The sequence below is a fragment of the Streptomyces sp. NPDC107471 genome (assembly GCF_055582845.1).
The window spans coordinates 24,352-37,163 of the sequence record NZ_JBVJPC010000016.1 but is presented as its reverse complement, the minus strand read 5'-3'; the positions used below and the strand labels follow the sequence as shown (position 1 = coordinate 37,163).

Here is a 12,812-nt window from a genome sequence, read left to right as displayed (position 1 = left end):
CATCGGCGGGGCGGCGCGCAGCCCGCGCGCACCCGCGGGCCGGGATCGTGGGCGCGGCACATCGGCGGGGCGGCGCGCAGCCCGCGCGCACCCGCAGACCGACAGTGGGCGCAGCACATCGGCGGAGCCGTGCGCAACCCCCGCGCTACCCGGCGAGCGCCGCCGGCAGAGGGGCCGTGTGCGTCACGATCAGGCCCGACACCGCTCGGGTCAGTGACACGTACAGGCGGCGCAGTCCCGTGCGTTCGTCCGGTTCGCCGTCGACCACCGCCTGCGGCTCGTCCAGGACGACGTAGTCGTACTCCAGGCCCTTGGCGAGGGACGCCGGGACCAGGGTCAGACGGGTCTCGGCGGTGGTCTCCTCGCCGGGGGCGAGGTACGGGATCCCCGCCGCCGTCAGCGCCTTCGCGAGGACCGGGACCCGGGCGTCCGCCGCGATCAGACCGGTCGAGCCCTCGTGGCGCAGCAACTCCTCGCACGCGGCGACCACTTCGGCCGTACCGGAGGTCTCGCGCAGGTCGAAGAAGCCCGGGTTCTCACGGACCGACGCGACCGGCGTGAGACCGGGCGCGATGTGCGGCAACAACCGGGAGGCGTACGTGATGACGTCCGTCGGCACGCGGAAACCGGCCGTCAGCTCCTCGATCACACCGTCCGACTTGCCGAGGTGGGCCAGCGCCTCGTCCCAACTCCGCGTCGCCCACGGCGTGGTGCCCTGCGCGAGGTCGCCGAGGACGGTCGCCGAACCGGTCGAGCAGCGGCGGCCGACCGCGCGGTACTGCATGGGGGAGAGGTCCTGCGCCTCGTCGAGCACCACATGCCCGAGCGAGTGCGTGCGCTGCACGAGGTCCGTCGCCTCGTCGATCAGCACCGCGTCCGCGGCCGACCACTTGGCCGACTTCACCGACCGCACCGGCTTCGCCCACAGGATCGTCTTCCGCTCCTCCTCGGAGAGGATGCCGTCCGCGTGCTCCGCGAGGAAGTCCGCGTCCGTCAGCAGCCGCAGCACCAGCTTCGCCGGATCCACCGGCGGCCAGATCGCCTTCACCGCCGCCTTCACCGCCGCATTGCGGGCCACCGCGTCCTGCACCCGGTCGTCCGGCGCCTCCCCGGACCGCTCCATCTGCACCAGCACGGCGTGCGCGATGCGCTGCGGCAGGGCCTCGCGGGCGGCGCCGTACCGGATGCCCCGGTCCAGCAGCTCCCGCACGATCTCCTCGATCTCGTACGCCGGGACCCGCCACCTGCGCGAGCCGCGCACCACCATCACCGGCTCGGTCGGCATGGTCACGTGGGCGTACACGGCCCGCCTGAGCACCTCCGCCATGCGTGCGTCGCCCTTGAGGACGGCGGCGGGCGCCTCGTCGGTGCCGCGCACCTCCACGTGCGCCACCAGGTCGTCGACCGTGGCCTGCCGCACCGTCAACTCACCCAGTGCGGGCAGCACCTGCTCGATGTAGTGCAGGAAGGAGCGGTTCGGTCCGATGACGAGCGTGCCGGTGCGGGCGAGCCGCTCGCGGTGGGCGTAGAGCAGGTAGGCGACCCGGTGCAGGCCGACGGCGGTCTTCCCGGTCCCCGGACCTCCCTGCACACAGACCGTGCCGCCGAGCCCGGACCGTACGATCTCGTCCTGCTCGGGCTGGATCGTCGCCACGATGTCGCGCATCGGTCCGACACGCGGCCGCTCGATCTCCTGCTGGAGCAACTTGCTGGTGGTGGCCGCCTCGGCCGGGTCGGAGAGGTGCTCGTCCTCGTACGCCGTGATGTCCCCGCGGGTGTACCCGAAGCGGCGGCGCAGCCCCACGTCCATCGGGTCCTTCTTGGACGCCCGGTAGAACGGCTGCGAGACCGGCGCCCGCCAGTCGATCACCATCGGGTCGCCGTCGTGGTCGTGCACGTGCCGGCGCCCGATGTAGAAGCGCTCCCCGTCCGCGCCCTCGGCCCGGTCGGCGCCGGGGGAGTGCAGGTAGTCGAGGCGCCCGAAGAACAGCGGGGTGTCGCTGAGGTCCGCCAGCGCCTTGATCCGGTCGTCGATCTGACGGGCCAGGACCTCGGCGTTGACCCAGTTCGCGGTGACGTCCTTGATGTCCAGCGACTCGACGTCCTCGCGCATGGCGCGCAGCGCGGCACGGGAACCGGCGAGGTGGGAGCGTTCGCGGGCGAGGGGATCGTCGTCTGCGGGCACGGGAGTGGACGGCCTGGACAAGGGGGTGCCTCCGAAGGTGCTGCGGGCCGCGTGGTGGGATGCCGACCGGTTTCCGTCCGGACGGCGGCACTCCGTGAGGGAGGCGGGCAAGAGCGGAGAGCTTAGGCCAGGCCCACGCCAGGACGCCAACCGTTTTTCCGTCCCCTAGGGGACCACCGGGGGCCCACCCCTCCCTCGGTCAGGGGAGGCTCCACCCCAGGCCGTACTCAGGTAGCACAAGAAAGGGATACCTGGGACCGATGCCCTCCTTATGCCTCGAAAGCCACTATGGAGGCATGAGCGCAGCGACCTTCACCCCAGCCCCCGGTCGCCCGTCCGGGGCGACCCCCGTCTCCGGTATCCACAGCACCCACCGTCTGGGCAACGCCCTGCGGGCGGTCCGCGTCTTCGCCGGTGCCGCCTTCGACGTCGTCATACTCGGCGAGTACGGCGAGGAGGCCGGCGTCCGCCGCCGCTGAGTACGGCGCACGGCCCGGGATGAGTACCCGAGCCGATGTCCGGCCGCCCTCCGCGGCGGTTCACTCGGCGGTATGACGACAGCGACAGCGACCGCACCGGCCCTTCCCGACCGCGACCAGGACCGCCACGCCTGGGTGGCCCCGCTCGTCGCGACCGTCCTGCTGGTCGTCCTCGGCCCGCTCGCCCTGCTGTTCGGCGGCCTGTCCGCGATGGCCACCGACTCCTGCGGCCCCGACGACTGCCCGCGGGCCCTGATGACGTCCCTGACCGCGATCTACGCGATCCTGGAGTTCGGGGGCCTGGTCACCCTGCCCGCCTTCGTCGCCTCCTGGGCCCTGCCCTGGAAGCGCCGCTGGTCCGCCCCGCGCGCCTGGCTGGCCCTGCTCGCGGTGCTGCCGCCGGCGACCGTCCTCGCGCTGGTCCTCACGCTGGTGATGCCGTAGGCGACCCGGTCCTCAGGCCCCGTCCGCCAGCAGCTCGTCCGCGTCCACGATCCGGTAGGCGTACCCCTGCTCCGCCAGGAAGCGCTGGCGGTGCGCGGCGAAGTCCTGGTCGATGGTGTCGCGGGCGACCACCGAGTAGAAGTGCGCCTGGTGGCCGTCCGCCTTCGGGCGCAGCACCCGCCCGAGCCGCTGCGCCTCCTCCTGCCGGGAGCCGAAGGTCCCCGAGACCTGGATGGCGACGGTCGCCTCCGGCAGGTCGATGGAGAAGTTCGCCACCTTCGACACCACCAGCACGCTGATCTCGCCCTCCCGGAAGGCGTCGAAGAGCTTCTCGCGCTGGGCGTTGGTCGTCTCGCCCTTGATGACGGGGGCGTTCAGATGCTCACCGAGTTCGTCGAGCTGGTCGATGTACTGGCCGATCACCAGGATCTGCTGGCCCGCGAAACGCCTGACGAGTGCCTCCGTGACCTTCCGCTTGGTCGCGGTCGTGGCGCAGAAGCGGTACTTCTCCTCCTGCTCGGCGGTGGCGTAGGCGAGCCGCTCCGAGTCGGTCAGGTTCACCCGCACCTCGACACAGTCGGCCGGCGCGATGTACCCCTGCGCCTCGATCTCCTTCCACGGCGCGTCGAACCGCTTGGGTCCGATCAGCGAGAAGACGTCCGACTCCCGTCCGTCCTCCCGCACCAGGGTCGCGGTCAGCCCGAGCCTGCGCCGGGCCTGGAGGTCGGCGGTGAACTTGAAGACGGGCGCGGGCAGCAGGTGCACCTCGTCGTAGAGGATGAGCCCCCAGTCCCGGGAGTCGAAGAGCTCCAGGTGCGGGTAGACGCCCTTCCGCCGGGTGGTGAGCACCTGGTAGGTGGCGATGGTGACGGGCCGGATCTCCTTCTTCGTCCCGCTGTACTCGCCGATCTCCTCCTCCGTCAGCGAGGTCCGCTTCACCAGCTCGTGCTTCCACTGCCGGGCGGAGACGGTGTTGGTGACGAGGATCAGCGTGGTCGACTTGGCCTGCGCCATGGCCCCGGCGCCGACCAGGGTCTTGCCCGCGCCGCAGGGGAGCACCACGACCCCGCTGCCGCCGTGCCAGAAGTTCTCCACGGCCTGCTTCTGGTAGGGCCTGAGCGCCCAGCCGTCCTCGGCCAGCTCGATCGGGTGCGCCTCGCCGTCGACGTACCCCGCGAGGTCCTCGGCGGGCCAGCCCAGCTTCAGCAGCGTCTGCTTGATCTGTCCGCGCTCGGAGGGGTGCACGGCCACGGTGTCCGGGTCGAGTCGCGCCCCGACCAGCGGGATGATCCGCTTCGAGCGCAGGATCTCCTCCAGCACCGGCCGGTCGGTGGTGGTGAGCACGAGTCCGTGAGCGGGGTGCTTGCTGAGCGTGAGCCGCCCGTACCGGTCCATCGTCTCGGCGACGTCGACGAGCAGGGCGTGCGGCACCGGGTACCGGCTGTACTGCACCAGGGCGTCGACCACCTGCTCGGCGTCGTGCCCGGCCGCGCGCGCGTTCCACAGCCCCAGCGGGGTCACCCGGTAGGTGTGGATGTGCTCGGGCGCCCGCTCCAGCTCGGCGAACGGCGCGATGGCCCGACGGCACTCGTCGGCCTGCTCGTGGTCGACCTCGAGCAGCAGGGTCTTGTCGGACTGGACGATGAGAGGACCGTTCACGTACATGCATCCTTCCGCACGGGCCAAACGTCCAGTGTGCCTCAACCAGGGACGATCAAGGGAGGCCGTGGCGGTCGGGGTCCCTCGTGGTGCAACCCCGGCCCCCGCTCGGCTGTCTTGACTGGCGGGAGCGGTCTGGGGAGGACACATGGGGATGTCTGCGGGCAGATGGGCCGTCGGCGGGGGCGCGGTCGTGGTGCTGGTGGCGACGGGGGCGTGGGCCCGCTGGCCGTCGGACGCCGACCCACGGCTGTGGAACCAGGTGCGGCCGGCCATCGAGGCGCGGCTCGTCGACCAGTCGCGGGGCGCGGGGTACGGGGAGAGCGAGCCCGGGCTCGGGGCGCGGTGGTTCTGCCGGGCGGAGGCGGTGGACCTCGACGAGCGGGACGGCCTCGTGCGGGCCGGCGTCAGCGCGCTGTGCCTGGAGTACGGGGTGCGCGCGGGACACCTGGTGGAGTGCAGCGGCGCCGAGGTCCCGCAGGTGCTGCGGCTGCGACGGGAGGCCGACGGCGACTACGTCGTGGTGTCCCAGGAGGAGCCGCCCGAGGGCACGGGCGGCCCGGAGTGGCTGACGAGCCGCTTCGGCCACGACACGGGCGCGGCCGCCGCCCCCTTGGAGTCCGCGGCCAGAACCCACTTCGGCCTACCGACCGACGCACCCTTGGCGGAGTGCTGACGGGGTCCGGTCCAGGACCCACTTGGCCTGACAGGCCCTAGTCCTCCGCCAGTTCCGCCACGCCGGTCACCCGGTGCAGGGGGTAGGTGCGGACCTCGTCCGCTGTGTGGTCGTAGGCCGTCACGAAGCCGCCCTCGACGCGGATGGGGGCGATGACGCGCTGGCTGGCGGCGCCCTCGGCGTTGACGTAGCCGATCCACAGGGCCTCGCCGGTCAGGACGGCGGCCTGCATGGTGGCGAGGGTCTCGGCGGAACCGGTGCGGGGGAGCTCCCCGGTGGCGGGCAGGGCCTGGTCGCCCTGTCTGCGGGGGGTCGTCGAGGCCAGGTCACCGGCCCGGATGGCCCGGATCGCGGCCGACAGGAGGGTCGCGTCGGGGACCGGCGGGCCGTCCGGGACGGGTTCGGGGGCCGTGCGTGGCGGGGTGCGGTGGGCGTGCGCGCGGGTGATCAGGACGTCACCCTCCGCGGACTCGGCGGCCGGGGCGAAGCCCATCGCGCGCAGGCCCTCCAGCAGGGACGCCGGGTCGGCCTGCGCGGCCAGCACCGTCGGGGCCAGGCGGCGCAGGCGCAGGCCCGCGGCGCGCTTGTCGGCGAGGATCTCGTTCAGCAGGGCGTCGTCGTCGCAGCGGACGTACGCCGAGGCCGCGCCCACCCTGAGGTGGCCGTGTCTGCGGGCCACGTCGTCGATCAGGTACGTCAGCGGCTGCGGCACCGGCGTGCGCGCGTGCGCGGCGAGGAAGGCGTGCAGGTCGGAGGCGGACTGGCCGGCGTCCAGGGCCCGGCGGACCGAGCCGGGGGTGAAGCGGTAGACCGTCGCCCCGCCCTTGGACTCCACGTCGGCCAGGACGTCGAGGACCTCGGCCAGCGACCGCTGCAGGGGGCCGGGGGCGACCGCCGTCAGGTCGGCCTGGAGCAGGACGTGGTCCAGTGGCTCGGGCAGCAGCGGCGCGAGCAGCCGGGCGGCCGCGGCGGACGCGGTGGCCTGCTCGGCGGGGGAGAGGGGTTCGGCGACCACGGGGCGGTGGTGCACGGGGAGCTTGTCGCCGGGGCCCTCCGGCACCGCGGCCGGTGTCCTCGGCGCGGTCGCGCCGAGCAGGGCCCGCCCGTGTCCCGACAGCGATCCCCGTCCCGTCACGCCCAGCAGCTCGGCCTCCGCGAGTGTCCACTCGGCGAGCCGCGACCGCAGGTCGTCCTCGCGCTGCGGCCCGCGCAGCGGACGCTCCCAGCGCAGCCGGGCCAGCACCGACTCCCTCGACGGCGACGCCCCTTCCGGCAGCCCCGCGAGCAGCGTCAGCACCCGGTGCCGTACCTCGGGCGCCGCGCTGCGGTCGAGTCCCGGGCCCAGCGTCGACAGCGTGCGGTCCTTCGCGTCCCGGCCGCCCACCAGCCCGGACACCCGGGTCGCCGTCAGCCACGCCTCCGCCAGGCGGGTCCAGCGCCGCGCCGGGGGCTGCTCCAGCCACTCGTCGTGGGCCGGGGTCGCCGCGTACCGCTCGTCGGCCTCGCCGTCGGAGGCCAGCAGGCCCGCCGCGTACGCCAGCTCGACCCAGAACGCGGCGACCGGTTCGGCCACGTCCAGGGCGACGGCCGTGCGCTTGAGGTCGCGGACGCTCAGGCCGCCCGCCCGCAGCACCGCGGGCCCGCCCTCGTCCCAGTCCTTCAGCAGCTCCTCGACGGTCGCGAGCGCGGTGTACGCCTGCCCGGCCGCCGTGGCGTCCACAACCTGTGGACGGTGGGTCGCCGCGGGCTCCACGCCCGGCGGCAGCGGCTCCACCTCCCGGTGCGCCCGGCCCCCGCGCAGGTGCAGGGCCACCTCCCGGGGCAGTACGACCGTCCCGGGCGCCGTCGGCACCAGCAGCCCCAGGTCCAGCAGGCGGCGCAGATGGGCCGCCGGGTCGGCGGTGACCTGGCCGTAGGGCGGGCCCCAGACCAGCCGCGAGAGCACCTCCCGCGACTCCTCCGGGAGCCCGGCCAGCAGCGCGGACATCCGCTTCCGGTCGGTGAACAGGGCCGTCAGCGAGGCCACCGCGGAGACCGCGTCGTGGGTCGAGCCGAGCCCCGCCGCCGTGACGATGTCCTGGATGCGGCCCGGCGACATCCCCGCCGTGGCCTCCTGCACGGTCGGCCCGAGCCCGGTCGGCGACGGGTGCTGCGGCGAGGGCGCGAGCAGCTCGCGGGCGGTGCGGACCAGCCGCAGCCGGTCGTCGTCGCCCCACACCAGGGCCTGCTCGCGCAGGGTGCCGAGGGCGCGTGGGAGGGCCGCGGAGACGGCCGGGTCGCCGCCGTCGCCGGTCAGCAGCGCCAGCAGCTCGCCGTAGGGTGCCGGGTCCGCCGCCACCGCCAGGGCCTCCGCCGTCTGGAGCGCGAAACGGTCCAGCCGCTCCAGCGCCCGCACCACCGACGCCCGCGTCCCGGCCCGGGTGGCGAGCTGGGTGAGGTCCGTGGGGACGGGCGTGATCAGGTCGGGGCGGGCACGCAGAAGCGCGGCCAGGGAGTTGTCGTCCCTGGCCCGGAGCGCTTCCGCGAGGGAGCGCGGCGGTACGGCCGGGTTGCTCATCCGACCAACGGTAGCGGGTGGCGGCACGGGGCAGGCGCCGCGTGACCGCCTCGGCGCCGGTCAGTTCCACGGGACGGACAGGACCAGTCCGCCGGCCGTGCGGCCCAGGTCGTCGGCCGGTGCCGGGCCGAGCCGGGCTGCCCGTCGGAACAGGTGCTCGCCCTGCTGGGCAGCCTCGCCGCGGTCGAGGCACCCGCGGACCGGACGGCCGGCACCTGAGAACGTACGCCGTGCCCGCGCGGCCGTCCTTACTCCGCGCCGGGGCCCGTCCGGTCGGCGGCCGCCTGCGCTAACGTCGTCCCACGGGGTATCCAACGCACCCGCCCCGGAGGGGACTTCGTGGGTATCGAGAGCGACCAGGTCGTCTACGAGTATCTGAGCCGCGTCGGCGACGTCGCGCAGCAGCGGCAGTTGCCGTCGTCCACCCGTATGCGGCTCGTCTCGGAACTGCGCAACGAGATCGACCGGCGCCGGGCCAAGGTCACCGTGGACTCGCCCGCCGCCGTCCGCCGGATCATCGCCAGGCTGGGCAGCCCGGACGAGGTGGTCACCGCGGCCGGGGGCACGGCGGACAGCGCCCCGCAGGCGCCCGTCGTCGCCATGCCCGTGCAGCGGGACCGGGACACGGAGGAGAGCGACCGGCCCAGGGGCCTGCGCAAGGTCGTCCCCCGGCCGCGCCCCGACACCCCGCCGCAGCCGGCCCCCGCCGTCGACCGGGACACGTCCCGCGGGCCGCACCAGGCCGGTCTCGACGAGCTCGGCGACAGTGCGGCGCAGCCCGACTGGTGGCGGGTGGACAGCAGCCCCTTCGGCGTCGGGGACAGCGTGCCGGGGTTCGTGGGCGGAGTGGAGATCCCGGAGCTGCTGAAGCCCCCGCCGCCCAAGGAGGAGAAGAAGCCGGAGCCCGCGCCCGCCGCGGAGCAGACGGCGCCCGTGCCGGTGGTGAAGCCCCGGGCGGCCTGGTGGAAGCGCGGGGCGGCGGCGAAGGCCGCCGGGCCGGTCGTCGAGGCCGCCCCGGCCCGCCGCCGGTTCTCCGGTCCCGGGAGCTGGAGCAACCCCCTTCTCCTGCTGGCCGCCGCCCTCCTCGTCGCCGGGGCCGTGCTCGGCAACCTGATCGTCCTGGTCGTCGGCTGGCTCATCGCGTGGGCCTCGCGCCGGCTGACCGACGCCGAGACCAAATGGGCCGTCGTGTTCCTGCCGAGCCTCGCGCTCACCGCCGGGATCGTCTGGCTGTGGGGCCGTACCGAGGGCCGCTGGGGCGAGCCGATCGCCGAGGGGCACATGAACGACGCGGTCGCCGAGACCTGGCCGTGGGTCGTGCGGGGAGCGGCCGTGGCCTCGGCGCTGTTCCTGGTCTGGCGCTCCCAGCGGCGCCGCTAGGGCGCCGGAAATCGTTGTCCGACGGCCCCGCGGCTTGGGCACAATGGCTCATATGGCCTCTACAAGCACCTCCGCCCCCACCGTCGGTTTCGACCTCGACATGACGCTCGTCGACTCCCGCCCCGGCATCCGCGCCTGCTGGGTGGAGCTGGCCGAGCGGACCGGGACGTACGTCGACGCCGACCTGGTGGTGACACGGCTCGGGCCGCCGTTGCAGGAGGAGATGGCGCACTGGTTCCCGGCGGAGCGGATCGCGGCCATGGCGGACCTCTACCGCGAGCTGTACCCGTCGTACGCCATCACCGGCACGCTGGCGATGCCCGGCGCCCGCGAGGCCATACACGCCGTACAGGCGGCCGGTGGGCGGGCCGTCGTCGTGACCGCGAAGTGGGAGCCCAACGCCAAGCTGCACATGGAGCACCTGGGCCTGGAGCCCGACGCGGTGATCGGCAACCTGTGGGCCGAGGGCAAGGGCGAGGCCCTGCGCGAGCACGGCGCGAGCGTGTACGTCGGGGACCACGTCGGCGATGTGCGCGGGGCGCGGATCGCCGAGGCCCTCTCGGTCGCGGTGACCACCGGCCCGTGCAGCGCCGAGGAACTGACCGAGGCCGGAGCCGATGTCGTCCTCGGTGCTCTCACCGAGTTCCCGGGGTGGTTTTCGGACTACCGCGCGGACGGTGTTCCGGCTCGCGCCTGACGCCTTCCCGCCGCGACGGATTGCAGCACGCCCGCACCGGCCACCACGAAACCGACGGCCATGAGCATGCTCAATCCGAACATGTACGTCGGAAAAGGCGTCGTTCCGAGCAGGAACGGGGCCACGGTGACCAGAGTGGCCACCGCGCCGATGAAGAACACGATGGCTCCGGCACGGATCAGTCGGTCACCGGGAGCGGCGGAATTCGTTTGGGTTTTGTCACGCACCGGACCAGGGTAGTTCCCTGCGCGAAGGAACAACCGGGCGACGTCTTGTCACCGGCCTGAAGACCATTAGCCTTGGTACCGGCGGGTCCCGACGACCCGCCCCAGTGCTATCAAGAGCCGTTTCAGAAGCAGTTTTCCGACGAGTACGAGGACGAGGACAGACGTGCCTACCGGCAAGGTCAAGTGGTTCAACAGCGAGAAGGGCTTCGGCTTTCTCTCCCGCGACGACGGCGGTGACGTCTTCGTCCATTCCTCGGTCCTCCCCGCCGGAGTCGAGACGCTGAAGCCCGGGCAGCGGGTGGAGTTCGGAGTGGTCGCGGGTCAGCGCGGTGACCAGGCCCTCTCGGTGGCCATCCTGGACCCGACCCCCTCGGTCGCGGCGGCGACGCGCAGGAAGCCGGACGAACTCGCCTCCATCGTCCAGGACCTGACGACCCTCCTGGAGAACATCACACCGATGCTGGAGCGGGGCCGCTACCCCGACAAGGCCGCCGGAAAGAAGATCGCAGGTCTGCTGCGGGCGGTCGCCGACCAGCTCGACGTGTAGTGGCCGAGGCACGGGCCGAGGCGCCGTCCGCGCACCTGCCGGAGCACCTCCGGCGGCAGCGGCGCCACACCCTGGAACTGCTGACCGTGTGCGCCATCGGCCTCGTCCCGTGGACGATCCTGCTGGCCTGCACGCTGCCCAGCGGCTACACGGTCCGTCAGTGGCGCACCACCTGGGTCGGCTTCGACGTCCTGCTGCTGCTCGCGATGGCCGCCACGGCCCTGCTCGGCTGGCGCCGCCACCGGGGAGTCGTGGTGGCGGCCGTGTCGACGGGTGCCCTGCTGGTCTGCGACGCGTGGTTCGACGTGTCGCTGGCCCTGGGCACCCCGGACGTCTGGGGCGCGGCGGCATTGGCGGTGTGCGTGGAACTCCCGCTGGCGGGCTTCCTCATCCACCGGGTGCTCGGAATGTTGAAACTGGCCCAATGGCCGAGCGCCGCAAAGGGCGTCAGATAAACGACAACGCGTCGGGCCGCAATGCCGGCACAAGGCCTTCCGCGGCCGCCCGGGTCAACAGACCCCGAATCGCCGCATATCCGTCCTCGCCGAGGTCCGCGGTGAACTCGTTGACGTACAGACCAATGTGCTGATCGGCGACCGCGGGATCCATCTCCTGCGCATGCTCCATGACATAAGGCCGGGAAACCTCGGGCGCGTCCCAAGCGGCCCGCACGGACGTACGGATGGACTCGGCGAGCTGTGTCAGTCGCTCTTCCCCCAGCGAGCGCTTCGCGATGATCGCCCCCAGCGGAATCGGCAGCCCGGTCGTCGACTCCCAGTGCTCGCCCATGTCCGCGAGCTTGTGCAGACCGTAGTTCCGGTACGTGAAACGCGCCTCGTGGATCACCAGCCCCGCGTCGACCTTCCCGTCCCGCACGGCCGGCATGATCTCGTGGAACGGCAGCACCACGATCTCCCCGACCCCGCCCGGCACCACGTCCGCCGCCCACAGCCGGAACAGCAGGTACGCCGTCGACTTCTCGGACGGCACGGCGACCGTACGGCCGGTCAGGTCCACACCGGCCTCCCGCGTCAGCACCAGCGGCCCGCACCCCCGCCCCAGCGCGCCCCCGCACGGCAGCAGCGTGTACGCGTCGAGGACGTACGGCAGCACGGCGTACGACACCTTCAGCACGTCGAACTCGCCGCGCTCCGCCATCCCGTTGGTGACGTCGATGTCGGCGAAGGTCACGTCCAGCGCGGGCGCCCCCGGCACCCGGCCGTGCGCGAGGGCGTCGAAGACGAACGTGTCGTTCGGGCAGGGGGAGTACGCGATCTGCAGCGGCTCAGTCGTCATGGTGTCTCCAACTCTCCAGTACGGGCGTCAGCTTCCCGAACCCCTCGGTCAGGGCCGCGAGTGCGTCGCCGATGCGCCAGGCGGCCCGGTCGCGCGGGCCGACCGGGTTGGACACGGCACGGATCTCCAGCACCGGCACCCCGTGCGTCCCGGCCGCCTCGGCGACCCCGAAGCCCTCCATGGCCTCGGCGAGGGCGGTAGGGTGGCGTTCGCGCAGGGCGTCCGCGCGGGCGGCCGTACCGGTCACCGTGGAGACGGTGAGCACGGCTCCGGCGCGTCCCCCGGTCGCGGTCGTCGCGGCCCGTACGAGAGCCGCGGGCGGACGGTGGGTGACGGCGCCGAACCCCAGCTCGGTCACCGGCACGAACCCCTCGGCGGTCTCCGCCCCGAGGTCGGCCGCGGTGATCTCGTCGGCGACGACGAGCGAGCCGACCGGCGCGTGCGGCAGGAAGCCGCCGCCGATCCCGGCGGAGACCACGAGGCCGTAGGGGGAACCCGCCAGCGCGGCCCGGGTGAGCGCGGTGGCGGTGGCGGCGGCGGCGAGAGCGGGGCCGACCCCCACGGCCAGGACGTCGACGGCCGGCGCCGGGCCCGTGAACGCACGCGCCACCGCGTCCCGTTCGACCGGGACCGCGGTGGCCACGAGGATGCGCATCGGAAGCAGC

At 73.4% G+C, this 12,812-nt stretch carries 13 protein-coding genes; 7 read left to right on the top strand and 6 right to left on the bottom strand.

Features of this window, described 5'->3' with window-relative positions; all coding sequences use genetic code 11:
- Nucleotides 1-145: 145 nt before the first annotated feature.
- Nucleotides 146-2,113 carry a HelD family protein gene (locus ACZ66S_RS37235; protein ID WP_469906158.1) on the bottom strand — a complete coding sequence of 656 codons (1,968 nt, stop codon included), beginning with the start codon at nt 2,111-2,113 and terminating at the stop codon, nt 146-148.
- Nucleotides 2,114-2,481: 368 nt separating this feature from the next.
- Between ACZ66S_RS37235 and ACZ66S_RS37230 the strand changes: the two genes are divergently transcribed.
- Together ACZ66S_RS37230 and ACZ66S_RS37225 are read left to right on the top strand one after the other, a co-directional pair.
- Nucleotides 2,482-2,664 carry a hypothetical protein gene (locus ACZ66S_RS37230; RefSeq protein WP_179200241.1) on the top strand — a complete coding sequence of 61 codons (183 nt, stop codon included), beginning with the start codon at nt 2,482-2,484 and terminating at the stop codon, nt 2,662-2,664.
- 72 nt (nt 2,665-2,736) lie between these two features.
- Nucleotides 2,737-3,108 (top strand): hypothetical protein, encoded by a 372-nt coding sequence (locus ACZ66S_RS37225; RefSeq protein ID WP_469906012.1) that lies wholly within the window; start codon nt 2,737-2,739, stop codon nt 3,106-3,108.
- 12 nt (nt 3,109-3,120) lie between these two features.
- On the opposite strand, the gene ACZ66S_RS37220 is transcribed toward ACZ66S_RS37225, so the two are convergent.
- Nucleotides 3,121-4,767, bottom strand: a complete 1,647-nt coding sequence (locus ACZ66S_RS37220) for a DNA repair helicase XPB (RefSeq protein WP_469906011.1) — start codon at nt 4,765-4,767, stop codon at nt 3,121-3,123.
- 154 nt (nt 4,768-4,921) lie between these two features.
- Between ACZ66S_RS37220 and ACZ66S_RS37215 the strand changes: the two genes are divergently transcribed.
- Nucleotides 4,922-5,443 carry a hypothetical protein gene (locus ACZ66S_RS37215; RefSeq protein WP_469906010.1) on the top strand — a complete coding sequence of 174 codons (522 nt, stop codon included), beginning with the start codon at nt 4,922-4,924 and terminating at the stop codon, nt 5,441-5,443.
- A gap of 37 nt (nt 5,444-5,480) precedes the next feature.
- Here the strand turns inward: ACZ66S_RS37215 and ACZ66S_RS37210 are convergent, their stop codons facing one another.
- A complete protein-coding gene (locus tag ACZ66S_RS37210; RefSeq protein WP_469906009.1) occupies nt 5,481-8,000 on the bottom strand; it encodes a helicase-associated domain-containing protein in 2,520 nt (839 codons plus the stop codon).
- Between the two features lie 339 nt (nt 8,001-8,339).
- Between ACZ66S_RS37210 and ACZ66S_RS37205 the strand changes: the two genes are divergently transcribed.
- The gene (locus ACZ66S_RS37205) at nt 8,340-9,380 is read left to right on the top strand and encodes a hypothetical protein (RefSeq protein ID WP_469906008.1); all 1,041 of its coding nucleotides are present in this window, start codon (nt 8,340-8,342) and stop codon (nt 9,378-9,380) included.
- 52 nt (nt 9,381-9,432) lie between these two features.
- The gene (locus ACZ66S_RS37200) at nt 9,433-10,077 is read left to right on the top strand and encodes an HAD family hydrolase (protein ID WP_469906007.1); all 645 of its coding nucleotides are present in this window, start codon (nt 9,433-9,435) and stop codon (nt 10,075-10,077) included.
- Here ACZ66S_RS37200 and ACZ66S_RS37195 read toward each other — a convergent pair.
- On the bottom strand, nt 10,044-10,304 hold the full coding sequence (locus tag ACZ66S_RS37195; protein ID WP_053851154.1) for a hypothetical protein: 261 nt from the start codon (nt 10,302-10,304) through the stop codon (nt 10,044-10,046). The two genes, ACZ66S_RS37200 and ACZ66S_RS37195, sit on opposite strands and share 34 nt — an antisense overlap.
- 163 nt (nt 10,305-10,467) lie before the next feature.
- Here ACZ66S_RS37195 and ACZ66S_RS37190 point away from each other — a divergent pair, with 163 nt between their 5' ends.
- Together ACZ66S_RS37190 and ACZ66S_RS37185 are read left to right on the top strand one after the other, a co-directional pair.
- On the top strand, nt 10,468-10,851 hold the full coding sequence (locus tag ACZ66S_RS37190) for a cold-shock protein (RefSeq protein WP_469906006.1): 384 nt from the start codon (nt 10,468-10,470) through the stop codon (nt 10,849-10,851).
- Entirely contained in the window at nt 10,851-11,306 is a 456-nt protein-coding gene (locus tag ACZ66S_RS37185) for a hypothetical protein (RefSeq protein WP_469906005.1), read from the top strand. Before ACZ66S_RS37190 ends, ACZ66S_RS37185 begins: the two co-directional genes overlap by 1 nt.
- Here the strand turns inward: ACZ66S_RS37185 and ACZ66S_RS37180 are convergent.
- Both ACZ66S_RS37180 and ACZ66S_RS37175 read right to left on the bottom strand, forming a co-directional pair.
- Nucleotides 11,299-12,147, bottom strand: a complete 849-nt coding sequence (locus ACZ66S_RS37180) for a 1,4-dihydroxy-6-naphthoate synthase (protein WP_469906004.1) — start codon at nt 12,145-12,147, stop codon at nt 11,299-11,301. The two genes, ACZ66S_RS37185 and ACZ66S_RS37180, sit on opposite strands and share 8 nt — an antisense overlap.
- On the bottom strand, nt 12,137-12,802 hold the full coding sequence (locus ACZ66S_RS37175) for a futalosine hydrolase (protein ID WP_469906003.1): 666 nt from the start codon (nt 12,800-12,802) through the stop codon (nt 12,137-12,139). The genes ACZ66S_RS37180 and ACZ66S_RS37175 overlap by 11 nt, the downstream gene beginning before the upstream one ends.
- Nucleotides 12,803-12,812: the final 10 nt, after the last annotated feature.

Coding starts and splice junctions, on each gene's coding strand:
- ACZ66S_RS37235 (WP_469906158.1), bottom strand. CDS start 2,113: ATGCGCGAGGACGTCGAGTCGCTGGACATCAAGGACGTCACCGCGAAC.
- ACZ66S_RS37230 (WP_179200241.1), top strand. CDS start 2,482: ATGAGCGCAGCGACCTTCACCCCAGCCCCCGGTCGCCCGTCCGGGGCG.
- ACZ66S_RS37225 (WP_469906012.1), top strand. CDS start 2,737: ATGACGACAGCGACAGCGACCGCACCGGCCCTTCCCGACCGCGACCAG.
- ACZ66S_RS37215 (WP_469906010.1), top strand. CDS start 4,922: ATGTCTGCGGGCAGATGGGCCGTCGGCGGGGGCGCGGTCGTGGTGCTG.
- ACZ66S_RS37210 (WP_469906009.1), bottom strand. CDS start 8,000: ATGAGCAACCCGGCCGTACCGCCGCGCTCCCTCGCGGAAGCGCTCCGG.
- ACZ66S_RS37200 (WP_469906007.1), top strand. CDS start 9,433: ATGGCCTCTACAAGCACCTCCGCCCCCACCGTCGGTTTCGACCTCGAC.
- ACZ66S_RS37180 (WP_469906004.1), bottom strand. CDS start 12,147: ATGACGACTGAGCCGCTGCAGATCGCGTACTCCCCCTGCCCGAACGAC.
- ACZ66S_RS37175 (WP_469906003.1), bottom strand. CDS start 12,802: ATGCGCATCCTCGTGGCCACCGCGGTCCCGGTCGAACGGGACGCGGTG.